General features: G+C 59.8%; 24 protein-coding genes. 7 read left to right on the forward strand and 17 right to left on the reverse strand.

Annotated features, from left to right (window positions below):
- Positions 1-2: 2 nt before the first annotated feature.
- Both ACIONG_RS22350 and ACIONG_RS22355 read left to right on the forward strand, forming a co-directional pair.
- Positions 3-401, forward strand: a complete 399-nt coding sequence (locus ACIONG_RS22350; protein ID WP_123465052.1) for a YbaY family lipoprotein — start codon at positions 3-5, stop codon at positions 399-401.
- Positions 402-428: 27 nt separating this feature from the next.
- A complete protein-coding gene (locus ACIONG_RS22355) occupies positions 429-1,118 on the forward strand; it encodes a DUF4197 domain-containing protein (RefSeq protein ID WP_315446075.1) in 690 nt (229 codons plus the stop codon).
- Between the two features lie 60 nt (positions 1,119-1,178).
- On the opposite strand, the gene ACIONG_RS22360 is transcribed toward ACIONG_RS22355, so the two are convergent.
- The 3 genes from ACIONG_RS22360 to ACIONG_RS22370 all read right to left on the reverse strand — a co-directional run bounded on the left by ACIONG_RS22360 (position 1,179) and on the right by ACIONG_RS22370 (position 6,583).
- Positions 1,179-1,436, reverse strand: a complete 258-nt coding sequence (locus ACIONG_RS22360) for a DUF6124 family protein (RefSeq protein WP_401302733.1) — start codon at positions 1,434-1,436, stop codon at positions 1,179-1,181.
- Between the two features lie 971 nt (positions 1,437-2,407).
- Positions 2,408-5,476: an efflux RND transporter permease subunit gene (locus tag ACIONG_RS22365; RefSeq protein WP_401302735.1), complete on the reverse strand. Its 3,069-nt coding sequence runs from the start codon at positions 5,474-5,476 to the stop codon at positions 2,408-2,410.
- A 6-nt stretch (positions 5,477-5,482) separates the two neighbouring features.
- A complete protein-coding gene (locus ACIONG_RS22370) occupies positions 5,483-6,583 on the reverse strand; it encodes an efflux RND transporter periplasmic adaptor subunit (RefSeq protein WP_401302737.1) in 1,101 nt (366 codons plus the stop codon).
- Between the two features lie 94 nt (positions 6,584-6,677).
- Between ACIONG_RS22370 and ACIONG_RS22375 the strand changes: the two genes are divergently transcribed.
- Entirely contained in the window at positions 6,678-7,313 is a 636-nt protein-coding gene (locus tag ACIONG_RS22375; RefSeq protein ID WP_103303055.1) for a TetR/AcrR family transcriptional regulator, read from the forward strand.
- 178 nt (positions 7,314-7,491) lie between these two features.
- Here the strand turns inward: ACIONG_RS22375 and ACIONG_RS22380 are convergent, their stop codons facing one another.
- Positions 7,492-8,274, reverse strand: coding sequence for a class I SAM-dependent methyltransferase (locus ACIONG_RS22380; protein ID WP_401302739.1), 783 nt, complete (start codon positions 8,272-8,274; stop codon positions 7,492-7,494).
- Between the two features lie 93 nt (positions 8,275-8,367).
- Between ACIONG_RS22380 and ACIONG_RS22385 the strand changes: the two genes are divergently transcribed.
- Positions 8,368-8,988: an energy transducer TonB gene (locus tag ACIONG_RS22385; protein ID WP_213027682.1), complete on the forward strand. Its 621-nt coding sequence runs from the start codon at positions 8,368-8,370 to the stop codon at positions 8,986-8,988.
- A gap of 3 nt (positions 8,989-8,991) precedes the next feature.
- Here the strand turns inward: ACIONG_RS22385 and ACIONG_RS22390 are convergent, their stop codons facing one another.
- The 7 genes from ACIONG_RS22390 to ppc form a co-directional block, all read right to left on the reverse strand.
- Complete coding sequence (locus ACIONG_RS22390) at positions 8,992-9,684, reverse strand: extensin family protein (RefSeq protein WP_401302742.1); 693 nt, start codon at positions 9,682-9,684, stop codon at positions 8,992-8,994.
- Positions 9,685-9,686: 2 nt separating this feature from the next.
- A complete protein-coding gene (locus tag ACIONG_RS22395; RefSeq protein ID WP_401302744.1) occupies positions 9,687-10,523 on the reverse strand; it encodes an oxaloacetate decarboxylase in 837 nt (278 codons plus the stop codon).
- Between the two features lie 33 nt (positions 10,524-10,556).
- The gene (locus ACIONG_RS22400) at positions 10,557-11,417 is read right to left on the reverse strand and encodes a DUF72 domain-containing protein (protein WP_401302746.1); all 861 of its coding nucleotides are present in this window, start codon (positions 11,415-11,417) and stop codon (positions 10,557-10,559) included.
- Positions 11,417-11,725: a hypothetical protein gene (locus tag ACIONG_RS22405; RefSeq protein WP_103303061.1), complete on the reverse strand. Its 309-nt coding sequence runs from the start codon at positions 11,723-11,725 to the stop codon at positions 11,417-11,419. The genes ACIONG_RS22400 and ACIONG_RS22405 overlap by 1 nt, the downstream gene beginning before the upstream one ends.
- Positions 11,726-12,049: 324 nt before the next feature.
- Positions 12,050-12,724, reverse strand: a complete 675-nt coding sequence (gene tsaB / locus ACIONG_RS22410; protein WP_103303062.1) for a tRNA (adenosine(37)-N6)-threonylcarbamoyltransferase complex dimerization subunit type 1 TsaB — start codon at positions 12,722-12,724, stop codon at positions 12,050-12,052.
- A 94-nt stretch (positions 12,725-12,818) separates the two neighbouring features.
- A complete protein-coding gene (gene adk / locus ACIONG_RS22415; protein ID WP_103303063.1) occupies positions 12,819-13,466 on the reverse strand; it encodes an adenylate kinase in 648 nt (215 codons plus the stop codon).
- A 301-nt stretch (positions 13,467-13,767) separates the two neighbouring features.
- Complete coding sequence (ppc, locus tag ACIONG_RS22420) at positions 13,768-16,398, reverse strand: phosphoenolpyruvate carboxylase (RefSeq protein ID WP_401302749.1); 2,631 nt, start codon at positions 16,396-16,398, stop codon at positions 13,768-13,770.
- A gap of 215 nt (positions 16,399-16,613) precedes the next feature.
- Here ppc and ACIONG_RS22425 point away from each other — a divergent pair, with 215 nt between their 5' ends.
- From ACIONG_RS22425 to ACIONG_RS22435, 3 genes are all read left to right on the forward strand, one after another.
- A complete protein-coding gene (locus ACIONG_RS22425; RefSeq protein WP_103303065.1) occupies positions 16,614-16,958 on the forward strand; it encodes a pilin assembly protein in 345 nt (114 codons plus the stop codon).
- Positions 16,959-17,324: 366 nt separating this feature from the next.
- The gene (locus ACIONG_RS22430) at positions 17,325-17,729 is read left to right on the forward strand and encodes a DUF4398 domain-containing protein (protein WP_103303066.1); all 405 of its coding nucleotides are present in this window, start codon (positions 17,325-17,327) and stop codon (positions 17,727-17,729) included.
- Positions 17,730-17,784: 55 nt separating this feature from the next.
- Positions 17,785-18,573: an OmpA family protein gene (locus tag ACIONG_RS22435; protein ID WP_016983302.1), complete on the forward strand. Its 789-nt coding sequence runs from the start codon at positions 17,785-17,787 to the stop codon at positions 18,571-18,573.
- 391 nt (positions 18,574-18,964) lie between these two features.
- On the opposite strand, the gene ACIONG_RS22440 is transcribed toward ACIONG_RS22435, so the two are convergent.
- The 6 genes from ACIONG_RS22440 to ACIONG_RS22465 all read right to left on the reverse strand — a co-directional run.
- Positions 18,965-19,294, reverse strand: coding sequence for a hypothetical protein (locus ACIONG_RS22440; protein WP_401302751.1), 330 nt, complete (start codon positions 19,292-19,294; stop codon positions 18,965-18,967).
- Entirely contained in the window at positions 19,291-20,196 is a 906-nt protein-coding gene (locus ACIONG_RS22445) for an alpha/beta hydrolase (protein WP_315448822.1), read from the reverse strand. Before ACIONG_RS22445 ends, ACIONG_RS22440 begins: the two co-directional genes overlap by 4 nt.
- A 153-nt stretch (positions 20,197-20,349) precedes the next feature.
- Positions 20,350-21,627: a flavohemoglobin expression-modulating QEGLA motif protein gene (locus tag ACIONG_RS22450; RefSeq protein WP_103303069.1), complete on the reverse strand. Its 1,278-nt coding sequence runs from the start codon at positions 21,625-21,627 to the stop codon at positions 20,350-20,352.
- Between the two features lie 32 nt (positions 21,628-21,659).
- Positions 21,660-22,214: a hypothetical protein gene (locus tag ACIONG_RS22455; RefSeq protein WP_103303070.1), complete on the reverse strand. Its 555-nt coding sequence runs from the start codon at positions 22,212-22,214 to the stop codon at positions 21,660-21,662.
- A 162-nt stretch (positions 22,215-22,376) separates the two neighbouring features.
- A complete protein-coding gene (locus tag ACIONG_RS22460; RefSeq protein WP_401302757.1) occupies positions 22,377-23,090 on the reverse strand; it encodes a TetR/AcrR family transcriptional regulator in 714 nt (237 codons plus the stop codon).
- A 105-nt stretch (positions 23,091-23,195) separates the two neighbouring features.
- Positions 23,196-23,618, reverse strand: a 423-nt coding sequence (locus tag ACIONG_RS22465) for an amino acid--tRNA ligase-related protein (protein WP_401302753.1), incomplete at its 5' end; no start/stop codon positions are given.

Here is a 23,618-nt window from a genome sequence, read left to right on the forward strand (position 1 = left end):
CCATGAAAAAACTGACCGTTCTCGCTGCCGCTGCCCTGCTCAGCGCCTGCCAATCCACCACCCCCGCCGGCAAGGTCGGTCTCGATGGTGAAGTGTTCTATCTGCAACGCATCGCCCTGCCACCGAGCGCGACCCTGAGCGTAAGCCTGCAAGACGTTTCACTGGCCGACGCACCAGCCGTCGTACTCGACGAACAGAAAGGCCCGGTCAAAGGCCAGGTGCCACTGCCGTTCCACTTGAGCTACGATCCGGCGCAGGTCAAACCCGGCCACCGCTACTCGGTCAGCGCGCGCATTGAGGTCAACGGTGAGTTGATGTTCATCACCACCGAAAACCACGCCGTGCAACTCGACGGCAACGATCCGCAGCCGCTGAAAATCCGCGTCGACGCCGTTCGTTAATTCATTTTCTGCAACAAGGAAGCCGCCATGCTCCGCCCTACCCTTCGCTTCGCCGGCCTCTGCGCGGGCCTGATGATCTCCGCCAGCGCCATGGCCCTGTCGCTCAACGATCTGTCGCAACAAGACGCCACCGGCGGCCTCAAGGACGCCCTGACCCAAGGCGCGCAACTGGCCGTCAAACAACTGGGCACCCCGGGTGGCTTCAGCAACAACCCTGAGGTGAAGATCGAACTGCCGGGCAAACTCGGTAAAGCCGCCAGCAAAATGAAAGCCTTCGGCATGGGCGCCCAGGTCGAAGAACTGGAAACCGCGATGAACAAGGCTGCGGAAACCGCCGTGACCCAGGCCCAGCCAATCCTCGTCGACGCCGTGAAGAAAATGAGCGTTGCCGACGCCAAAGGCATCCTCAGCGGCGGCAGCGACTCGGCCACCCAATACCTCGACAAATCCAGCCGCGAACAGATCCGCGCCAAGTTCCTGCCGATCGTCAAACAAGCCACGGACAAGGTCGGAGTAGCGCAGAAATACAACGCCTTCGCCGGCCAGGCCGCGACCTTTGGTGTGGTGGACGCGAAGAGCGCCAACGTCGAAAACTACGTGACCGAACAAGCGCTCAACGGCTTGTTCGAAATGATCGGCAAACAGGAAGAAACCCTTCGCAAAAACCCGGCCGCTGCGGCGACGAGTCTGGCGAAGAAGGTGTTTGGGACGTTGTAATGTTCTGAACGACAAAAAGCCCGCTGAACCTTTGGGGTTCAGCGGGCTTTTTGTTGGGCGTCAGGTTTGCGGATCGACTTGATCGAGGACGCGGTTCACCGATAGCTCTGCGAGGGAGATCATCTGCTGAATACCCAGAAGATGATTACACGTCGGGCCCATCAGGGTGAACGCCAGTTCCGTGGCCATGATGTTGGCTGAGGCCAGCGTTTCACAGGCGTGAGCGAGTAATGTTTCGGAATCGACCTCGGGAAGGACGGTGAAGATTGTGCTGGGATGATTGACGGGTTTGGGCGGGTTTGGCGTGGGTTTGAACATGGCGAAATCTCCTGAAGTAATGGAGCCGCCACCGTTCGCTGCGAAACGAATGTTAGGTGGCAGCTGTACGCAGGTTCGCAGACCGGGACTTCAGGCACCCGGCATACCCGAAGGTATCCCGCGCACAACCGCCATGACACAGGCATAAAAAAGCGCCCGTTTTCGGATGGTGGACGCTGTGCGTCTGAAGTTTAACCGGGCTGCGAAACCCGGTCGCTGATTTTTGCAGCGACAGCCTAAGGCTAGAGATCGCACGTCCGACGGACAACCTGAAAAACATGTGGGAAGGTTCTGAGTTTTTGTCACACCGTTAAACAACTTCGCCTTTCAGATCGTCTTCGCCAGCAGGCTGGCTCCCACATTTGGATCGAGTATTTTCAGTTCAAGGCTTGGTCGGCTGTCAGGCCGCCATCGCTGGCAAGCCAGCTCCCACAGTTTCGGCGCGTGCATTCAAGCAGAAATTGGGTGGCTGTCAGGGCGTCATCGCGAGCAGGCTCACTCCTACAGTTGGATGGCGTACATCTGCAAGCAACAGGTCGGCTGTCAGGCCGCCTTCGCGAGCAGGCTCGCTCCCACAGAAGAGCAAGAACAGATCGCTTCTGCTCCTCACCACTCAACAGGATGAGCGTTAGCTCGGCTGCGGCTTTTGATCTTAGAGCCCGTCGGCAGGCTGAGTGGAGGGATTGATCCGGGGTGGGAGCGCAGCGACCGTTCGACGAAGTCGAACACATCGAGAGGAGGTGCAGCGAAGCAAACCGGAGGCGATGCCCCCGGATCAATCCCGTAACGAAGGGACCCGAGCCACAGCGAGGGCCGAACGTCAGGGCAAAGCCTTTTGGGTTACCTTTTCGGCGTTTGGAAAAGGTGACTCGCTGTAAGAGCGAAACCGCCAGCGGCAACACCCGCAGAAACGGATATTCACCCAAAACCCAAGAAACTGGTCGGCCCGAAGGCCGCCAAGCCAAAAAAAATCAAGCCTCCCGCCGAACCCTGAACCAAGCCGCATACAAAGCAGGCAAAAACAACAGCGTCAGCGCAGTCGCAACAATCAACCCCCCCATGATCGCCACCGCCATAGGCCCAAAAAACACACTCCGAGACAACGGAATCATCGCCAAAACCGCCGCCAGAGCCGTCAACACAATCGGCCGAAAACGCCGCACCGTAGCCTCGATAATCGCCTGCCAAGGCTTAAGCCCAGAAGCAATATCCTGCTCGATCTGATCCACCAGAATCACCGAATTACGCATGATCATCCCGGACAACGCGATCGTCCCCAACATCGCCACAAACCCGAACGGCTGCCGGAACACTATCAAAAACAACGTCACCCCGATCAACCCCAACGGCGCCGTCAAAAACACCATCGCCGTACGCGAAAAACTGCGCAACTGCACCATCAAAAGCGTCAGCACCACGACAATGAACATCGGCACCCCGGCATTCACCGACTTCTGCCCGCGCTCCGAATCCTCCACCGTGCCGCCGACATCCAGCAGATAACCATCCGGCAACTCAGCGCGAATCGAATCCAGCGTCGGCATGATCTGCTTGACCAGCGTCGCCGGCTGCTCCTTGCCATAAATGTCCGCCCGCACAGTCACGTTCGGCAGACGATTACGGTGCCAGATAATGCCTTCCTCAAAGCCGTATTCCAGCGTGGCAATCTGCGACAACGCCACACTGCGACCGTTATCCGTCGGCACCGCCAGACTCGGCAACAACGACAGCTCGGTGCGCTCATGCACCGTGCCGCGCAGCAGAATCTCGATCAACTCATTGTCTTCGCGGTACTGACTGACGCTGGACCCGGTCAACGAACTCTGCAGGAATTTCGCCAGATTGGCCGTGCTCACGCCAAGCGCCCGGGCGCGATCCTGATCAATGTTCAGGTAGACAACCTTGCTCGGCTCCTCCCAATCCAGATGCACGTTAACCACATGCGGATTCTCGCGAACCTTGGCCGCAACCTTGCGCGCCAAAGCACGGACTTCCTCGATGTGCTCGCCAGTGACACGGAACTGCACCGGATAGCCAACCGGCGGACCGTTTTCCAAGCGCGTGACCCGCGAGCGCAGCGCCGGGAATTGTTCGTTGAGGGTGTCGATCAGCCAGCTGCGCAAGGCTTCACGCTCCTCGATGTTTTTCGCCAGCACCACAAATTGCGCAAAGCTCGCTGCGGGCAACTGCTGATCGAGCGGCAGATAAAAACGCGGCGAGCCCGTACCGACATACGCCACATAATTGTCGATACCGGCGTGCTCCTTGAGCATCGCTTCAAGGCGCTTGACCTCAGCCGTGGTGTTCGCCAGCGAAGCGCCTTCAGCCAGTTTCAGATCAACCATCAGTTCCAGCCGATTTGAAGCCGGGAAGAATTGCTGCGGCACGAAGCGGAACAACATCACCGAGGCGATAAACAGCCCGACTGTCAGCACGATGACGGTCTTGCGATGCGCCACGCACCACTCGACCAAACGACGAACCCGCTGATAGAACGGCGTGCCGTAAGGATCCGGCTGACCATCAGCCGTGCCGTGTTTGGCCGCATGAATTTTCGCCAGATCCGGCAGGAGCTTTTCCCCCAGATACGGCACGAACATCACCGCCGCCACCCATGACGCGAGCAGCGCAATGGTCACTACCTGAAAGATCGACCGGGTGTATTCGCCGGTGCCCGACTGCGCCGTGGCAATCGGCAGGAAACCTGCGGCGGTGATCAGAGTACCGGTGAGCATAGGAAACGCCGTGCTGGTCCAGGCATAGCTCGCCGCGCGGATCCGGTCGAAGCCCTGCTCCATTTTGATCGCCATCATTTCCACGGCAATGATCGCGTCGTCCACCAGCAGCCCCAGCGCCAGCACCAACGCGCCAAGGGAAATCTTGTGCAGGCCGATGCCGAGGTAATACATGCAAGCGAAGGTCATCGCCAGCACCAGCGGAATCGTCAGCGCGACGACCATGCCGGTGCGCACGCCGAGTGAGAAAAAGCTCACCAGCAACACAATCGCCAACGCTTCGACCAGCACCTGGACGAACTCGCCAACCCCGGTTTTCACCGCCGCTGGCTGGTCGGAAACCTTGCGCAACTGCATGCCGGCCGGGAGGTTTTTCTGGATGCGCGAAAACTCGCCTTCCAGCGCTTTACCCAACACCAGAATGTCGCCGCCGTCCTTCATCGCCACGGCCAGACCGATCGCGTCTTCGCCCATGAAACGCATGCGCGGCGCCGGTGGATCGTTGAAACCGCGACGCACGTCGGCGACATCGGAGATGCGGAACGTACGATCGCCGACCCGGATCGGAAAGTTTTTTATCTCATCGACTGTCTGAAAATTCCCCGAAACCCGTAGCTGCAATCGCTCGCTGCTGGTTTCGAAGAAGCCGGCAGTGGATACCGCGTTCTGCTCTTCCAGCGCCTGCTGCACCGCCGCCAGCGGCAAGCCGAGGGTGGCGAGTTTGACGTTGGACAGTTCGACCCAGATCTTTTCGTCCTGCAAGCCGAGCAGATCGACCTTGCCGACATCCTTGACCCGTTGCAGCTGAATCTGGATGCGATCGGCGTAATCCTTGAGCACGGCGTAGTCGAAACCGTCGCCGGTCAACGCGTAGATATTGCCGAACGTGGTGCCGAATTCATCGTTGAAGAATGGTCCCTGAATGCCCGGCGGCAAGGTCTGGCGGATGTCGCCGACTTTCTTGCGCACCTGATACCAGAGGTCGGGGATTTCCTTGGAATGCATCGAATCGCGGGCAATAAAGGTGACCTGCGATTCACCGGGACGCGAGAACGAAACAATACGTTCGTACTCACCGGTTTCCATCAGCTTCTTTTCGATACGCTCGGTGACCTGGCGCGAAACTTCCTGCGCGGTCGCACCCGGCCAGCGGGTCTGGATGACCATGGCCTTGAAGGTGAACGGCGGGTCTTCACTCTGACCCAGTTTGGTGTAGGACAACGCTCCGACGATCGCCAGCAAAAGCATCACGAACAGTACGATCTGGCGATTACGCAACGCCCATTCGGAAAGGTTGAAGCGCATCGGGACTTACTCCTTGTCCGCCAGCTTGACGACACGGTTGGAGCGATCCACGGGACGCACCTGCTGCCCTTCGAGCAACACATGCACGCCAGCGGCGACCACCCAATCGCTGGCGTTCAAACCTTCAAGCACCGGCACGGTTTTCTCGCCGAACGGGCCGACGCGCACGGGCGTTTTCTTCAGCGTGTTGTTGGCGTTGACGACCCAGACGTAGGTCGCGCCGTTTTCAGCGGTCAGCGCAGACAGTGGAACGGACAGCGGCACGACATCGGCAGACTGCACGAACACCCGGGCACTCTGGCCGAGCTCGGCCGGGACTTTGCCGCTGGTGAAGGAAATGCGTGCGGCGAAGGTGCGAGAGCGCGGATCGGCGGCGGGAGACAGCTCGCGGATCTGCCCGGCAAAACGCTGGTTCTGCTGCGTCCACAACTCGACCGTCACCGGTTGCCCGACCTTGAAGCGGCCAAAACTCTGCTCCGGCAGGCTGATCAACACTTCACGTTCGCCGTCTGTGGCGAGGGTGAATACAGTTTGCCCGGCCGCGACGACCTGGCCGACTTCCACCGAACGCTGGGCCACCACGCCATCCTGTGGCGCACGCAAAACCGCGTAACTGGCCTGATTGGTCGACACGTTGAATTCGGCTTTGATTTGCTTGAGACGGGCTTCGCCGGAGCGGTAGAGATTCTCGGCGTTGTCGTACGCGGAGCGGCTGACCATCTGCCGATCCATCAAGGTCTTGTAGCGATCACGCTCGGCGCGCACCAGATTCAGATTGGCTTCGGCAGCAGCGACTTGGGCGCGAGTGGCTTCCAGTTGCAGGCGCACATCCTGCGGATCGAGTTCGGCGAGTGGCTGATCGGCCTTCACGCGCTGGCCTTCGTCAACCAGTCGTCGGCTGACTTTGCCACCGATGCGGAACGCCAGACTCGGCTCGTAACGGGCGCGGACTTCGCCCGGATAACTTTCCATCGCCTGCGCCGAAGGCTCTGGCTGAACCACCATGGCCGGTCGCACGGCCACTTGCGTCACCTCTTCCTGACCGCATGCCGATAATAAAAATGCCAGACCGGCTGGCAACGCAAAGGACAACGCATGGCGGAACATGGTGACGGACCTTTCGCTAATGGTGCTTGGAATAATTATACTGGCCGGTATGTTATTAATAGCAAACTCACCAGTCCAGTATTAAAAGCGAAGAATGTCGAACAATCTTTCAGCTCCAAACGGCCCGGGCCGCCCCAAGGATCTGGCCAAGCGCCAGGCGATCCTCGACGCGGCGAAAATTCTTTTTCTGAGTCACGGCTATGCCAACACCAGCATGGACGCGGTCGCTGCCGAGGCCGGCGTGTCGAAGCTGACGGTCTACAGCCATTTCAACGACAAGGAGACGCTGTTTTCCGCCGCCGTGATGGCCAAATGCGAGGAGCAACTGCCACCGCTGTTCTTCGAATTGCCGGAAGGCATTGCCGTGGAAAATGTGTTGCTGAACATTGCGCGAGGCTTTCACCAACTGATCAACAGCGATGAGTCGGTGAATCTGCATCGTTTGATCATGGCGCTCGGCAGTCAGGATCCGAATCTGTCGCTGATCTTCTTTGAAGCGGGCCCGCAGCGCATGGTGCAGGGCATGGAGCGGTTGTTGACGCGCATCCACGAGACGGGCGCACTGAGCATCGACCTGCCGCGTAATGCGGCCGAGCATTTCTTCTGCCTGATCAAAGGCGCGGGGAATTTTCGTCTGTTGTATGGCTGCGGCGAGCCGCTGAGCGAAGAGGCTTCAGAGAGCCATGTGCAGGAAGTGGTGGGGTTGTTTATGCGGGCTTACAGACCCTAGTTTCTGCGGCGTCTGTACTGACGCCATCGCTGGCAAGCCAGCTCCCACAGGGATCAGAGTGTGATCACCAATTGTGTGCACATCCAAATCTCTGCGAGAGCTGTGAGTGATCACATATTGTGTGCACACCACCAAAACCTGTGGGAGCTGGCTTGCCAGCGATAGGCGCGACTCGGTCTCAAGGCTTGAGCGCTTTCTTCGGGTAGATGTCATACCGGCTGGATTTACCATCCAGCGCATGACTCGGCTTAGGCCCTTCAATACACGGCGCCTTGCGCGGGCGTTTGACCACCACACGATGGGTCGCCAATGCCAGTGCCGCTGCCAGCAGCGCCGGGGCATCCGGATCATCCCCGACCAGCGGGCGGAACAGGCGCATTTCCTTCTTCACCAGCGCGGTTTTCTCACGATGCGGGAACATCGGGTCGAGATAGATCACCTGCGGCGGCTCGCCTTCCCAGTTGCGCATGACCTCGATGGAGTTGCCCTTGAGCAATTTCATCCGCGCCACAATCGGCGCCACATCGAAATCTTCCGCGCCACGCGCCAGACCATCCTCCAGTAACGCACCGATCAGCGGTTGGCGCTCGATCAGGCTCATCTCGCAACCAAGACTGGCCAGCACGAACGCATCCTTGCCCAACCCCGCCGTGGCATCCAGTACCCGCGGACGCACGCCTTGGGCGATACCGACAGCCTTGGCGATCATCTGCCCGCTACCGCCGCCATACAACCGCCGATGCGCCGCGCCGCCCTCGACGAAGTCCACGCGCACCGGCCCCGGTGCATCCGGGCCGAGTTGCTGGAGCTGCAAACCCTGCTCACCGACCTGCAAGGCGAACTCGCCGTCGGCCATTTGCAACGGCAGGCCCAGGCGTGCGGCCCACTGCTCGGCTTGCGCTTCAAACGTCGGGCCGAGGGCTTCGACATGGATGCGGCAGGCCGCGGGTTGCTCAATCATGGAAAACACGCTCAAAAAAGTTAAGGATCGGCAAAAACCGCCGATAACCCAATCAACGCGCATTTTGCCAGAGCTGAGCGTCAACCGAAAAAAATGTCAGGCATTCTTCCCACATCGATTGGCTACATTTCGCCCCATGGCGATTTCAGCCGTCAAAACACTCAAGCACTGAGCGGCGTCAGTCACCTGTGGCAGGATTTCTTTGCCCAGGCGCTGGCCGAACAGACGAGTGAAGTGGTGCCTGCCTGCGGCAAGTTTCCTCCGGTTGACCTGAACAGCACTGAAGAGCCGACCGTGGGCAGCGAGTTGCACGCGCACATCATCGAGCAGCGCGAATGCAATGTCGTCGAAACCGAAGTGCGTCCGCCAGAGCCGTTGTTCCTGCCGATCGCCGAGTTCGAAACGGAGCTGCTGGACAAGCCGTTCCCACCGTTCCCGCCAGAAGAGCTCAAGGCTCAACAGTCGCAGCAGGATTTCGACAGCAGCTGGGTTCGCCCGATCGTGATGAACAACGGCCAACCGATTCCGGAACCGGGTGCTGCGCCGCAAAAGCGTCCGCTGTACCTGCCGATTGCCGAATTCGACCTCGATCTGCTGCAGAAGCCGTACCCACCATTCCCGCCGGAAGAAATCGTCGAGCAGCAGAAAGCCCTGGACTTCGATAACGGCTGGGCGCGCCCGATCGTTTTGCAAAACCTGCGCATCGCCGCCTGACCCTCAGCGACACACGCTCCAGCGCCCGACATCGACATGAAAATGATTGCGATGGGCAGCGTTGTAATCCGGACTCAACACCACACTGAACGCTTCGCAGGCGCCGTCGCGCACCTTGCGGAGAAATTGCGCGTCCTGATTCTGCTTCGGCCAGTCCTTGAGCACGCTGATGGTTCGGCCATCCGCCAGCCGAAAGCCAGCGATATCCAACGCATCGGCACTGGCATGACGACTCAGTGCGCCGCTTTCGCGGTTGTAGATATTGCGGCAGGCGAAGCTGCCGAGGTGATCGAGGCGCACGACTTTCTCGCCGTAAACGGACTGTGCGGCGGGTTGCAGGGTATGGCGTTCGAACAGAGCGTAGGCGACTGCCAGCGGGCAACTGGCGAGGAAGCTGCTGCTGAACGCGACTTCGCCGCCCTGCACGCGCAAGGCGCCGATCAGCGGACACTTGGCATCCGGGCTGTCGGACTGCGGCGTCACGCGCAACGCCGAGCTGCGCAGTGCCTGGGCGCAGAGTTCGGGGTCGCTGCGTAAACGCATCAGCTTGTAACCGGTCAGCCAGTTGGGCGTGGCTTTCACATCCAGCGGCGCCCACGGATTCCACTGCGGCGGCACTTCCAGCCAGCCGCGCCAGACACTGACCATGGCAGCGCCAAACATCAGCAGAACGACCAGCGCAATCCACCGCGCCATGCTCAGCCTTTGAAAAACTGGTTGGCCTTGGCGTAAGGCATCGACTTTGAAGTGAAGCCGAAAGTGCCGGACTGCTGAATTTCTTCGGCGGCGCGGAAGAACTCACCGAACGCCGCGAGCGCCAGCGCCGAACCGGTGCTGATCCGCCGCACACCGATTTCTTCAAGTTGCTGCACGGTCAGTTTCAGCCCGCCGGACATCAACACGTTGACCGGTTTCGGCGCGACTGCGCGCACCACTGCCAGGACTTCTTCAGCACTGCGCAAACCTGGCGCATATAGCACGTCGGCCCCGGCCTCGGCGAAAGCCTGCAAGCGGCGAATGGTGTCGTTGATGTCAGGATTGCCGTGCAGATAGTTCTCCGCGCGGGCGGTCAGCAGGAAGGGAAATGGCAGCGTGCGCACAGCGGCAACGGCCGCTTCGATGCGCGCCACGGCGTGTTCGAAGCAATAGATCGGCGCGTCTGCACGTCCCGTGGCGTCCTCGATCGAACCACCCACCGCGCCCGCCTCGGCCGCTCGCAGCAAACTCTTCGCGCACTCGGCCGGGTCATCGGCGAAACCGTTTTCCAGATCCACCGCCACCGGCAAATCGGTCGCCGCGACAATCGCGCGAACGTTGGCCAAGGTGTCATCGAGACTCAAGGCTCCATCGGCCTTGCCCTGGGAAAACGCATAACCGGCGCTGGTGGTCGCCAATGCTTGATACCCCAGATTGGCGAGCATCTTCGCCGAGCCGGCATCCCACGGATTGGGAATGACGAAAATCCCCGGGCGCTCATGCAGGGCTTTGAAGGCTTGGGCTTTACGGACTTGTTCTTGAAGGGCAGTGGCATCCATCGGCAGGCTCCCGGGCAGAAAAACGAGTTCGCCTCAGAGCAGGCCAAGTTGCTCCGCGGCGGGTTCTCTGTATAGCTCAGGCAGAGATGGCAGGCCAGGCAAACGTTGCATCAGTTGTGCGTGAAATCGTTGCGCCAGCTTCGCCGCCAACAGGTTGTCGGCGGTGTGCAGGAAGATGTAGGGCGTGCGGCCCTCTTCGATCCACTCGGCGATTTTCGCCACCCACGGCACCAGGAACGGATCGTTGGCTTCAAGTTCGGGATGGCCGATGAAGCGCACTTGCGGGAACTGCGTGAACGCCGCCGGACGCGTCGGCACCCGCGGCTTTTTCGATTGTGCGTGGATCACCGAAGACTCGGTCGACAGGCAACTGAACAGCGCACGCGGATCGAGGCAGATACGCTCGACGCCACGGTCCAGCAGCAGGCGATTGAGCAGCCGCTCGCTCTCGCCCTTGGCGAAGAACTGTTCATGCCGCACTTCGACCGCCAACGGGCAATCCAGCGCATCGATGAACGCCGCCAGCTCCGGCAGCCGATGCGGCGTGAAGCTTTTCGACAGTTGCAGCCACAGCGGCGCTACACGCTCGCCGAGGGGTTTGAGCAATTGCACAAAGGTGTCGGCGGCGGTCAGTTGATCGCGCAAGTCGCCACTGTGGCTGATGTCACCGGGAAACTTGGCGGTAAAGCGAAAATGCGCAGGCATGATTTCGGCCCAACGCTGCACGGTGGTCGGCGAAGGACTGGCGTAGAAAGTCGTATTGCCTTCAACGGCGTTGAACACCTGGCAGTAGAGGCCCAAAAAGTCGGAGGTTTTGGCGTCTTCCGGGTACAGATACTCGCGCCAGGCGTTTTCGCTCCAGGACGGACAACCGAGGTAGTAAGGCAGATCCATCAGATGTACAGATCGAGGCCCAGCACGTCCGCATCCCAATCGACAAATCCGGCGGTGCTCAGATAGCTGGCGAGGGCCATGGCTACGCTCTTTTTCATCGCGCGGTGATAAATCATGTCTTGCTGACGGGCAGGCAGATTGGACAGGCGTTGGGCAGAGGCTTTGGCAGCGCGGGCGGCCAGTTGCTCTTCAGTCGGGAATTCCACCTCGCCATCGATATCGTCGACGGATTCATCCAGCGCCGGATTGCCTTTGCGAGGCTTGCGCTTGATCGGGTAGGACTGAGAGGAGAGGCCGTCTATACGCATAAATTCATGCTCGGTATCGATGATGGCAATTTAGCGGCACTTGACCGACTTAGCAAACTGCCGAGTGATAACTAGAACACATAAAGCGCAAAAGGTTTAAAGCGCGGGGTTGGAAACTGACGATTGGCAGAATTTGGAAAAGGCATTCATTCAGGGAAAAGCTTGTGGAGGCTTTTTGTGGTGAGGGGATTTATCCCCGACCGGCTGCGCAGCAGTCGTAAATGCTGATAATGCAGTTTCACTGGAGGAATGCAGAGGGAGCGCTGCGCACTCCATCGGGGATAAATCCCCTCGCCACAAGTGAACAGCAAAGATCCGGGTGAATCAGCGGGCTTTGGGGGTGGCGACTTTGTCGCGCAGGTAAACCGGCTGTGCATCATCCGCGGGAATCGACTCGCCGCGCTCCCAGGCGAAACGCGCCAGGGTCAGCAAGTCTTCAGCGTGGGGCAGCATGCCGGCGTCGGAGCCGGTCAGGTTGACGGCGATGCGCTCACCGTAGCCCCAACCAGTGCCCGCACCGAACCAGTCGCCGCTGGCATCGGTCGGCAGCGCGGCAACTTCCGGCGGTAACACCGCTTCGGCGCCGACCAGACGCATTTCGCCAGCCGTCTCGCGGTAGCAACCCCAATACACTTCATCCATGCGCGCATCGATCGCGGCCGCGACCTGACTCACGCCATGCTCACGAAATGCCCGCTGCGCGAGCACCGCAAGATTGGACACCGGCAACACCGGACGATCCAGCGCGAACGCCAGACCCTGCACCACACCAATGGCGATCCGCACACCCGTGAACGCGCCCGGGCCGCGACCGAAAGCAATCGCATCCACCGCTTGCAGCGTAGTGCCGGCGTCGGCCAGCAGTTGCTGGATCATCGGCAACAACTTCTGCGCATGCAGGCGCGGGATCACCTCGTAATGGCTCGTGACCTTGCCGTCATGCAGCAAAGCAACGGAGCAAGCTTCAGTCGCGGTGTCCAGGGCCAGCAAGGTACTCATCGATGTATCCAGAACAGGGTGGGGAAAAAAGTGCGTCAGTATAAACAACTACGGCCCGCAAGCGGGCCGTGGATGATGCAGCCGATCAGCTTTTTCAGCTCAGCGCTTCAAGCACCTTGGCGGTGATCGCTTCTACCGAACCGACGCCAGGAATGTGGCTGTACTTCGGCTTGCCGTTGGCAGCCGACAGCTTCTGGTAGAAATCCACCAGCGGCTTGGTCTGCGAGTGGTAGACCGACAGGCGATGACGCACGGTTTCTTCCGTGTCGTCCTTGCGCTGTACCAGCTCATCGCCGGTGATGTCGTCTTTGCCAGCGATTTTCGGCGGGTTGTAGACGATGTGGTAAACGCGGCCGCTGGCCTCGTGCACACGACGACCGGCGATACGCTGAACGATTTCTTCGTCTTCAACGGCGATTTCGACCACAGCGTCCAGCTCGACACCGGCAGTCACCAGTGCTTCAGCCTGCGGAATGGTGCGCGGGAAGCCGTCGAACAGGAAACCGTTGGCGCAGTCTGGCTGGGCGATACGATCCTGGACCAGTGCGATGATCAGGTCATCCGACACCAGGCCGCCGGCATCCATGATGCTCTTGGCTTGAACGCCCAGCGGAGTACCGGCCTTGACCGCTGCACGCAGCATGTCACCGGTGGAGATTTGCGGAATGCCGAATTTTTCGGTGATGAACTTAGCCTGAGTACCTTTACCGGCCCCGGGAGCTCCCAGCAGAATGACGCGCATTAGATGTGCTCCTCAATTTTTTTATAAAAAGCTTTTACAAAACAAAGGACTCGCCGCTTGGGACGAATCCTGAAAAATACGGGTCGTGGCCGCACAAACGGCCAAAGGCTGATCAAGATACACAGCAGGCTGCGCCCACACAAGACGCCAAAAGTCGGAGAAACCGACGCCCGCCGAGCCCCCGCGACAAGGTGACCCAAGTCGCAACCCCATCATTAACTGTCGCCTTGCGGCACATTCCCCCTCAACGCGAAGCGGCACCCGAGGTTGACTGCGGGTGCCGCGCGCCACAGCAAAAACCTTAGCCGGTATTTCGCAAACCGGCGGCAATCCCCGCCACAGACACCAGCAGCGCTTGCTCCACCGGGCTGCCCTGCTCGACATTCTGCTGCCGTGAACGGGCCAGCAACTCGGCCTGCAATAGATGAAGCGGGTCGAGGTAGGTGTTGCGCAGACGGATGAATTCCAAGGTATCGGGGCTATGTGCCAGCAGCTGCGACTGGCCGGTCAGGCCAAGCACCACCGTGCACGCCTGCGACAATAGGTCGCGTAAGTGCGCGCCCAACGGCAGCAACGCCGGCTCGACCAGACGCTGGTCATACGACAGCGCAATATCGGCGTCTGCCTTGGCCAGCACCATTTCCAGCATGTCGATGCGCGTGCGGAAAAACGGCCACTGTTCGCGCATCTGCCCGAGCAGTTCGCCCTCCCCGCGCGCCAATGCCTTGCTCAACGCGGTTTCCCAGCCGAGCCAGGCGGGCAGCATCAGGCGCGTTTGCGTCCAGCCGAAGATCCACGGAATCGCCCGCAGGCTCTCGATGCCGCCGGCACGCCGCTTGGCCGGACGACTGCCGAGCGGTAAACGACCCAGCTCCTGCTCCGGCGTGGACTGGCGGAAATACTCGACGAACTGCGGATTTTCCCGCACCACCTGACGATAAGCGCTGACGCCGTCGGCGGCCAATTCGTCCATCAGATGACGCCACTCGGGCGTAGGCGGCGGTGGTGGCAGCAACGTCGCTTCAAGCACCGCCGCGAGGTAAAGATTGAGGTTTTGCTCGGCAATGTCCGGCAGGCCGAATTTGAATCGAATCATTTCCCCTTGCTCGGTGGTGCGGAACCGCCCTGCCACCGAACCCGGTGGCTGCGACAGGATCGCCGCGTGGGCCGGACCACCGCCACGCCCCACAGTGCCACCGCGACCGTGGAACAACAGCAGCTCGACTTGCTGCTCGCGGCAGATTTCCACCAGCCGTTCCTGCGCGCGGTATTGCGCCCATGCCGCTGCGGTCGTGCCGGCGTCCTTGGCCGAGTCGGAATAACCGATCATCACTTCCTGCGGGCCTTGCAACCGCGCGCGGTAACCCGGCAACAGCAACAGCCGCTCGATCACCGGGCCGGCGTTATCGAGGTCGGCGAGGGTTTCGAACAGCGGCACCACGCGCATCGGCCGCATTACACCGGCCTCTTTGAGCAGCAGCTGCACGGCCAGCACATCGGAAGCCGCGCCGGCCATGGAGATCACGTAGGAACCCAGCGAGGCACCCGGTGCGGCGGCGATTTCCTTGCAGGTGTTGAGCACTTCCGCCGTGTCGGCGGAGGGTTTGAAATGCGCTGGCAGCAATGGGCGACGATTGGCCAACTCTCGACTCAGGAAGGCAATGCGGGCGTCTTCGTCCCAGTCTTCGTAACGACCGAGGCCCAGATAATCGGTGATTTCCGTCATCGCCGCGCTGTGCCGCGATGAGTCCTGGCGCACATCGAGACGCACCAGGAACAAGCCGAACGTCACCGCCCGGCGCAGACAATCGAGCAGCGGCCCGTCGGCGATCACGCCCATGCCGCACTCGTGCAGCGAGTTGAAGCACAGTTCCAGCGGATCGAGCAGATCGCGATTGTTGTGCAATACATCGGCAGGCGCCGGCGTTGTCGCCGTCAATGAAGCATGCGCCCAGTTGCGCGTGGCGCGCAGGCGTTCACGCAATTGCTTGAGCACTGCGCGATACGGCTCGGCACTGTCGCCAGCCTTGGCTTTCAGCGCATCGCTGGCCTGTTGCATCGACAGTTCGGCGGCGAGGTGATCGACATCGCGAAGGTACAAATCGGCGGCCATCCAGCGCGCCAGCAGCAGCACTTCGCGAGTCACGGCAGCAGTGACATTGGGGTTGCCGTCACGGTCGCCGCCCATCCACGAGGCAAAGCGAATCGGTGCGGCCTCCAATGGCAAACGAAGGCCGGTCGCGGCATGCAGCGCTTGGTCGGCCTTGCGCATGTGGTTGGGAATCGCCTGCCACAGCGAATGCTCGATCACCGCAAAACCCCACTTGGCTTCATCTACCGGAGTCGGTCGCGTGCGGCGAATTTCTTCGGTGTGCCAGGCTTCGGCGATCAGCCGTTGCAAGGTGTTCTGGATCTGCTCGCGTTCGGCCGTGGTCAGGTCGCGATGATCCTGTGCGGCAAGTTGCGCGGCGATCGCGTCGTACTTCTGGATCAGCGTGCGGCGCGCCACTTCGGTCGGGTGCGCGGTCAGCACCAGCTCGATTTCCAGTCGCGCCAGTTGCCGGGCCAACGACTCGGCGCTGTGGCCTTCGTTGCGCAAGCGCGCAAGCAATTCCGGCAGGACACGGGATTCGAACGGCGCCGGCTGCGACTCTTCGCGACGATGGATCAATTGATACTGCTCGGCGATGTTCGCCAGATTCAAAAACTGGTTGAACGCCCGCGCCACCGGGAGCAATTCGTCTTCGCTCAATTGATTGAGGCTGGCGCTCAGTTCGGCGTCCATCGAGCCGCGGCGATCGGCCTTGGCGCCCTTGCGAATCTGCTCGATCTTGTCGAGAAAGTCCTCGCCGTACTGGTCTCGAATGGTGTTGCCCAGCAGCTCTCCGAGCAGGTGAACATCTTCGCGCAAGCGTGCATCAATATCGGTCATCAGCAGTTCTCCAGCGGTAATCCGGGCGGCCTAGAAACGAGTGCATGGCCTAGAGAGTGCCGCTCTGCGCCGCTTCTTACAAGCCGGCCGACGAAGGGACTTTAAACCTTGTCACCGAAAGCTAGTCTCAACAGTAAGCCGCACAACGGCTTGCCGCCGGCCCCGGCCGGACACTCACCAAGGCCTGCCACCCGCAGGCGCGACATGAGGTTTTTATGAAAATTCGTGAACTCGCCCAGCATTGGGAAGAAAACGCCAAGGGTCGCCTGACCGACACTGGCTACACGATTCATCTGGATGTCGAAGCGGCTGCGCGCCTGGCGGCGATTGCCGAGATGTACCCCAAACGCCACCCCGAAGAGCTGCTCGGCGAACTGATTGGCGCCGCGCTTGAAGAGTTCGAAGCGAGCCTGCCGTATGTGAAGGGGTCGACCGTGGTGGCGACGGATGAGGAAGGTGATCCGCTGTATGAAGACGTCGGGCCGACGCCGCGGTTTCTGGCGTTGTCGCGCCGACATTTACATGACCTCTCGGCCGCAGACGGCAAACAGAAACACTGATCCGAAATTGCGTTAAACCTGTGGGAGCGGGCTTGCCCGCGATAGCGCCACTTCAGTCAAAGATGCGTTGAATACGGTGGCCCCATCGCTGGCAAGCCAGCTCCCACAGGGGCTTTATTTTTCCTGTAGCACTACGTCGTATTCCCCCGCGCGTACCACTCCAAACCGTCAAAGTTCCCGCTTTAGAGCCTTGTCCATTCGGTCAAAGTTTTTTTTGGCGATAGGCCATCTTTTCTGAACTTTTGAAAATCGCCTCCGGTCGGAAGCTGTAACCACTCCTGGAACGAGCGTTTCAAAAACGCGCTTTCACACGACGCTTTCGGCTCCTCGACCAGGATGGATTTAGATGTTTTCAGGAGATGCCTAATGGAGTTGAAGACCATGAAAAACCAAACCTCGTTTACCCACCTGCGCGGTCTGAAACTGGCGGCCCTGGCAATCGGCACCAGCTTCGTACTGGCCGGTTGCGCCGGTAACCCACCAACCGAGCAGTACGCTGTGACCCAATCGGCGGTCAACAGCGCGGTCAGCGCCGGTGGTACCGAGTTCGCCGCAGTCGAGATGAAGCAAGCGCAGGACAAATTGAAACAAGCCGAAATCGCCATGCACGACAAGAAGTATGACGAGGCCCGTCGCCTGTCCGAACAGGCCGAGTGGGACGCTCGTGTAGCCGAACGCAAGGCTCAAGCCGCCAAGGCCGAACTGGCTGTGAAGGATTCCCAGAAAGGTGTTCAGGAACTGCGTCAGGAAAGTCAGCGCCCAGTGCAGTAAGCGCGCATCCCGACCGCAAAGCTGAAACTTTTATTGATAGAAAGGACGACAAATTATGCGTAAGCAACTGATGATCCCCGCTCTCCTGGCTGCAAGCGTTGCCCTGGCTGCCTGCTCCACCCCGCCTAACCCGAATCTGGAACAGGCACGCACCAACTACGCCGGCCTGCAAGCCAACCCGCAAGCGAGCAAAGTAGCCGCTCTGGAAACCAAAGACGCCAGCGACTACCTGGACAAAGCCGACAAGGCTTATCTGGACAAGCAAGACGCCGCCAAGGTTGACCAACTGGCCTACCTGACCAACCAGCGTGTGGAAGTGGCCAAGCAGACCATCGCGCTGCGCACCGCTGAAAACAACCTGAAGAACGCCGCAGCGCAACGTGCCCAGGCCCGTCTGGACGCTCGTGATCAGCAGATCAAACAGCTGCAGGACAGCCTCAACGCCAAGCAGACCGATCGCGGTACGCTGGTGACTTTCGGTGACGTGCTGTTCGCCACCGACCGTGCCGACCTGAAATCCAGCGGTCTGGTGAACATCAACAAACTGGCGCAATTCCTCCAGGAAAACCCTGATCGCAAAGTGATCGTCGAGGGTTACACCGACAGCACCGGTACCGCCAGCCACAACCAGTCGCTGTCCGAGCGTCGCGCCAACTCCGTGCGCACTGCGCTGGTGAAAATGGGTGTTGATCCAGCGCGTATCGTCACTCAAGGCTACGGCAAGGAATATCCGGTTGCCGAGAATGGCAGCGCTTCGGGTCGTGCGATGAATCGTCGTGTGGAAGTGACCATTTCCAACGACAACCAGCCTGTGATGCCACGTTCGGCTGTGAGCTCGAACTAAGCATTACTCGGTAATGTAAAAGCCCCGCCTGAGTGATCAGGCGGGGCTTTTTTGTGGGAGCTGAAATCGCGGCCCCTCACCCCAGCCCTCTCCCGAGGGAGAGGGAGCCGAATGGGGGATGCTCAAGAAGTACATCGACCTGAAAGTGCTTGGCCGAATCGATAATCGACACAATCTTTCAGGTCGGTGTATAGCGAAAGACAACTCGGTCAGTCCCCTCTCCCGAGGGAGAGGGAGCCGAATGGGGGATGCTCAAGAAATACATCGACCTGAAAGTGCTTGGCCGAATCCATAATCGACACAATCTTTCAGGTCGGCGTATAGCGAAAGACAACTCGGTCAGTCCCCTCTCCCGAGGGAGAGGGTTAGGGTGAGGGCTGAACCTGCAGAATCACTTCTCCAGCTTCTGCGGCGTCTCCTGCCCCATGCAACGCACGGCTTTTTTCTGCGCATTGATCAGTACACCGGTCAAACCCTTTTGCTCGGTATCGAACAACACCAGCACGCCATCGATGCACTGCGCCACTTGCGGTGCCGGGTCGAGCGAAACCTTGTAGTCCTCACCCGGCACCGTCTTGAGCATGGTGAATTCGTTGAGCAGCAACGCATCCTCAGGCTTGGCGAAATGCAGGTAACCGTAGTACCACAGCGCCCCGACGGTGCCGAGGATGCTGCAGATACCGGTGATGATCAGTGGGATGGCGTTACGTTCTTCAGTCATTGCGGACTCTCGTCTTCAGCATTCGGGGGTGTCGGGTAATTGGGGATTTCGCCGAGGCGGCGCAAGCCGTTGAAGTGCTCGGGATCGTCGAGGTAACGCAGCATCACCTGGCGCCAGATCGGGTCGCCGAAAGTCTGCACATGACCGCCACGGGTCAATTGCAACACACGCGGCGGCGGCGCAGCTTGATACAAGCGGATGCCATTGGAAAGCGGCACCAGTGGATCATCGATGCTGTGGAAGATCAGTTTGGGCACGCCATTGAGCTGCGGCATCGAGTTGATCGCACTGTCGCCATCCGGCACCAGCCACGACAGCGGTACCTGAAACGGCCAGGTCAGCCACGAGGTGCTAAGGGCATATTGGCCGACGCTGCGGTAACTGGCGGGCACGCCGTCAAGAACCAAGGCTTTTAGTTGTTTCTGCCGCTCTGGATGCTGCACCAGCCAATGCACGGCCATCGCGCCGCCAAGGCTTTGGCCGAGCAGGATCAACGGCTTGCCTTTGACCTCAGGGGCCTTGTCGAGCCAGGCGAACGCGGCATCGATATCCTGATAAATCGCCGGCAGGCTAGGCTCACCCTCGGACAAGCCATAACCGCGATAGTCCACCAGCAACACTTGATAGCCGTTTTTCGGCAACCACCAACTGCCACCCAAGTGCATCGGCAAATTGCCGCCGTTGCCGTGCAGGTGCAGGACCGTGCCTTTGACTTCCACACCCGGTTTGGCCGGTAGCCACCAGGCGTTGAGTTTCAAACCGTCCGCCGTTGTCAGGGTAACGGTGCGGTATTCGAGTTTGGCTTTTTCCGGGGTGAAGATCTGCCCGGGCTCGGGGTAGAACAACAGCGAACTGCAACCGCCGAGGGTCAGGAGCAGGCAAAAGATGCCGAGGATTCTCATCCGGTGAAACCTCGCAAAAGATTCGGGTTGGAATACAGTCAAAAACTGTAGGAGTGAGCCTGCTCGCGATAGCGGTGAATCAGACAACATCAATGTTGAATGCTCAATTGCTATCGCGAGCAGGCTCACTCCTACAGGGGGTTTGTGTGTGGTCTAGAGGATGTTGGAGTAATCCGCTTCGATCCGGTCCAGGCTCAAATGGTTGAGGAAGTTGGAGAAACACATCCACGCCGATAACGCGTTCAGGTCGCGGAACTGGTCCGGCAGATACTTCGGCGGCACGACAAGCCCCTCATCGACCAACTGACGCAGGGTACGCATGTCTTCCAGCGTGGTCTTGCCGCAGAACAACAGCGGGATCTGCTCAAGCTTGCCCTTACGCACGGCCAACTGAATGTAGTTGTAAACCATGATAAAGCCCTTGAGGTAGGACAAGTCTTTGGTGAATGGCAGACCGGTCGGCGTCGATCCACGGAAAACCCGACTGGCGTTGCCGTAGCTTTCCGCCATTTCGAAGCCCTGTTCGCGGAAGAACTCGAACACCTGCAAGAAGTCCGCGCCCTCCTCGACCATGTGGATGGCGCGGGTACGGTTGGTCAGTTTGCGCAAGCGGCTCGGGTAGGAGGCGAAGGTGATGATTTCCATCAGAATCGCCAAGCCTTCCTGAGTCACCGTCGACGAGGGCGGGCCCTTGGACAGGAAGGTGCAGATCGGCTGGTTCAGACCATTGAGTGTGGTGCCGACGTGGACCAGGCCTTCATGCACCTCCAGCGCACGCACGTCGCGGTCGTTGAACAGCGCATCGGTGCGGATCTTGATGTAGTCGGCGCCCGCCGCCGCGTCGGCAACGATGCCGTCGGACTCGAACACGCGGATGGTTTCCTCGGCCTCGCCGAACACCTTGTTCAGGCGGGTTTGCAACAGATGCACGGCATCTTTGGCGGTGAGGATTTTCGGCTCGTCCTTCAGATCGCCACGGCCATCGATGTTGTTCAGATAGTCGGACATCATCAGGCCGAGGTCGGCCAAGGTCGGATCACCGGCGTGAAACGCATCGGACGCGGCGCCGTACAGCTCTTGCGAGATCAGGCCGAAATCCTCGGTGCCGCGCGCTTCGAGCATGCGCACCACCATGCGGTACTCCTTGCACATGCGCCGCATGATCTGTCCGACCGGGTTGAACTGGCCGAGTTGGCGGGTGATGTCGCGCTCGATGTTCTGGAATTCCAGTTTGACCTTGCTTGAATCGAACGACAGCGGCCGATTGAGGTAGTAGTCGCGATCCACCGCCGGCATTTCCTTGCCCTTGCCCTTGAGAAAGCCCTTGCGGATGTTCTCGTCCCACTTGACGGCATCGAGGACGCGGATCGGCGTCTGCGCCAGCACGATGCGATCAGACAATATGCGTATCGACTGCTGGTAATCGTCCACCCGAAACTCCTGTAGAAAACCTGACCTGTGAATTATTTGGCGCGAGCCTGGCGCTGATAGCGCGCCGCTTCAACAAAAACATCGGAATTAGCCGGATCATCGAGGTAAGCGAAGACCTTGTCGAGGCTGCTGTCGACCTCCACGCCGTCGCCATCGTCGGTCTGGAAGGACCGACCGTCGAGGGCTTTTTGCTGGATCGCTTGATTGATCTGTTCGAGATCGAGGTTGTACACCACCAGTTCGTGCTTGTCGGTGAGTTCGAACCCGGCGATGGTGTAATGGCCACCGTAGCGGGCCGGCACTTTCGCTGACAGATACCAACGGCTGCCATGGCGCGAGACGGTGAACGGATAGGCTTCGCGTTCGCGGGGTTTGGCCTTGAAGTACGTGACGGCCTGATAGCGATCGTTACCGACGCGGGTCAGTTCAAGGTTCATCGGCTCGCCCCAGGCATTGATGCTCGACCACTTGCCGAGCAGGCCCTTGGGCGCCGGATCACTGGCGGGCAGAGGCTCCCTGAAAGTCACCAGACAGCCACTGAGCAGCAGGAACGACAAGGCGATCAGCACGCCACGCCAGGCTTTCATTCAAAACTCCCTATGAACATTCGCCGCCCTCATGGTGATCGATCATTCCCACGCTCTGCGTGGGAATGCATCCACTGACGCTCTGCGTCATGTCGGCAAGGGACGCAGAGCGTCCCACGCGGCATTCCCACGCAGAGCGTGAGGAACGATCAGCGCAGCGGATTACACCGACGCGAGCACCAGGTGCATATACCGCGTCAGAATGCCGAGCATGTCCTGTTCGGCCAAAGGCTCGGCGTCGTTGAGCAGGCCCTGATATTCCATCCGTCCGATAATCGCCGTCAACACCTTGGCATCCTGCTGCGGTTCACGCGAGCCCAATACCTGGAACAACTGGCAGGTGCCCTGCAACAGAATCTGCTGATGGGAACGCACCAGAATCGCCAGACGCGGGTTAAGCAGCGCTTCCTGACGGAAGGCCTGTTCGGCCATCAGATGCTCGCGCCGATTAACCAGTTGCCGATGCACGTAATCGGCCATCAGCCGCGCAATATCGTCCGCCAGTTGTGAGCGCGACTCGGGGCTGCCGTCACCGCTGACGACCATTTCACGCAACAGACCTTCGTTGTTGATCCACAGCTTGGCCATGTAAGCCGCACTGCGTTCGACGTATTGAGCGAAGGTATCGGTGAGCAGGTCATCGATGTCCTTGAAGTAGTACGTGGTCGCCGACAGCGGCACACCGGCCTCGGCGGCCACGGCGCGGTGACGCACGGCGCGCACACCATCACGCACGACGATGCGCATCGCCGCATCGAGAATATCCTGGCGACGCTGTTCGCTGCCCTGTCGGCTGGCCTTGCGGCCCTGGTACTGAACACTTTCAGCGACCGCAGTGGCGATACCCGCTGCACCTTCTTGAGCGATTGCAACCATCACGACAGGACTTCCTCTGCTATTTCAAAAGTAACCAATTGATACATTTGTACCAGACAGGCAATAAAAAGCCGCCTGTTTTAGGCGGCTTTTTAACTGAAACGTTTACGCTTGCGGTCGCATGTGCGGGAACAGGATCACATCGCGGATCGACGGCGAGTTGGTCAGCAACATCACCAGACGGTCGATGCCGATACCTTCACCGGCCGTTGGCGGCATGCCGTACTCCAGCGCGCGCACGAAGTCGGCGTCGTAGTGCATGGCTTCGTCGTCGCCGGCGTCCTTGTCCGCCACCTGCGCCATGAAGCGCTCGGCCTGGTCTTCCGCGTCGTTCAACTCGGAATAGGCGTTGGCGATCTCACGGCCGCCGATGAACAGCTCGAAACGGTCGGTGACGTTCGGGTTGTCGTCGTTGCGACGGGCCAGCGGCGACACTTCGAACGGGTACTGAGTGATGAAGTGCGGCTGCTCGAGTTTGTGCTCGACCAGTTCTTCGAAAATCATCACCTGCAGCTTGCCCAGACCTTC

Source organism: Pseudomonas sp. NPDC087817 (assembly GCF_044742875.1).
In the GTDB taxonomy this organism is placed as follows: Bacteria; Pseudomonadota; Gammaproteobacteria; order Pseudomonadales; family Pseudomonadaceae; genus Aquipseudomonas.

Bases quoted from the DNA above. Each gene is read 5' to 3' on its own strand.
- ACIONG_RS22350 (WP_123465052.1), top strand. From the start codon at position 3: ATGAAAAAACTGACCGTTCTCGCTGCCGCTGCCCTGCTCAGCGCCTGC.
- ACIONG_RS22355 (WP_315446075.1), top strand. From the start codon at position 429: ATGCTCCGCCCTACCCTTCGCTTCGCCGGCCTCTGCGCGGGCCTGATG.
- ACIONG_RS22360 (WP_401302733.1), bottom strand. From the start codon at position 1,436: ATGTTCAAACCCACGCCAAACCCGCCCAAACCCGTCAATCATCCCAGC.
- ACIONG_RS22365 (WP_401302735.1), bottom strand. From the start codon at position 5,476: ATGCGCTTCAACCTTTCCGAATGGGCGTTGCGTAATCGCCAGATCGTA.
- ACIONG_RS22370 (WP_401302737.1), bottom strand. From the start codon at position 6,583: ATGTTCCGCCATGCGTTGTCCTTTGCGTTGCCAGCCGGTCTGGCATTT.
- ACIONG_RS22375 (WP_103303055.1), top strand. From the start codon at position 6,678: ATGTCGAACAATCTTTCAGCTCCAAACGGCCCGGGCCGCCCCAAGGAT.
- ACIONG_RS22380 (WP_401302739.1), bottom strand. From the start codon at position 8,274: ATGATTGAGCAACCCGCGGCCTGCCGCATCCATGTCGAAGCCCTCGGC.
- ACIONG_RS22385 (WP_213027682.1), top strand. From the start codon at position 8,368: ATGTCAGGCATTCTTCCCACATCGATTGGCTACATTTCGCCCCATGGC.
- ACIONG_RS22390 (WP_401302742.1), bottom strand. From the start codon at position 9,684: ATGGCGCGGTGGATTGCGCTGGTCGTTCTGCTGATGTTTGGCGCTGCC.
- ACIONG_RS22395 (WP_401302744.1), bottom strand. From the start codon at position 10,523: ATGGATGCCACTGCCCTTCAAGAACAAGTCCGTAAAGCCCAAGCCTTC.
- ACIONG_RS22400 (WP_401302746.1), bottom strand. From the start codon at position 11,417: ATGGATCTGCCTTACTACCTCGGTTGTCCGTCCTGGAGCGAAAACGCC.
- ACIONG_RS22405 (WP_103303061.1), bottom strand. From the start codon at position 11,725: ATGCGTATAGACGGCCTCTCCTCTCAGTCCTACCCGATCAAGCGCAAG.
- tsaB (WP_103303062.1), bottom strand. From the start codon at position 12,724: ATGAGTACCTTGCTGGCCCTGGACACCGCGACTGAAGCTTGCTCCGTT.
- adk (WP_103303063.1), bottom strand. From the start codon at position 13,466: ATGCGCGTCATTCTGCTGGGAGCTCCCGGGGCCGGTAAAGGTACTCAG.
- ppc (WP_401302749.1), bottom strand. From the start codon at position 16,398: ATGACCGATATTGATGCACGCTTGCGCGAAGATGTTCACCTGCTCGGA.
- ACIONG_RS22425 (WP_103303065.1), top strand. From the start codon at position 16,614: ATGAAAATTCGTGAACTCGCCCAGCATTGGGAAGAAAACGCCAAGGGT.
- ACIONG_RS22430 (WP_103303066.1), top strand. From the start codon at position 17,325: ATGGAGTTGAAGACCATGAAAAACCAAACCTCGTTTACCCACCTGCGC.
- ACIONG_RS22435 (WP_016983302.1), top strand. From the start codon at position 17,785: ATGCGTAAGCAACTGATGATCCCCGCTCTCCTGGCTGCAAGCGTTGCC.
- ACIONG_RS22440 (WP_401302751.1), bottom strand. From the start codon at position 19,294: ATGACTGAAGAACGTAACGCCATCCCACTGATCATCACCGGTATCTGC.
- ACIONG_RS22445 (WP_315448822.1), bottom strand. From the start codon at position 20,196: ATGAGAATCCTCGGCATCTTTTGCCTGCTCCTGACCCTCGGCGGTTGC.
- ACIONG_RS22455 (WP_103303070.1), bottom strand. From the start codon at position 22,214: ATGAAAGCCTGGCGTGGCGTGCTGATCGCCTTGTCGTTCCTGCTGCTC.
- ACIONG_RS22460 (WP_401302757.1), bottom strand. From the start codon at position 23,090: ATGGTTGCAATCGCTCAAGAAGGTGCAGCGGGTATCGCCACTGCGGTC.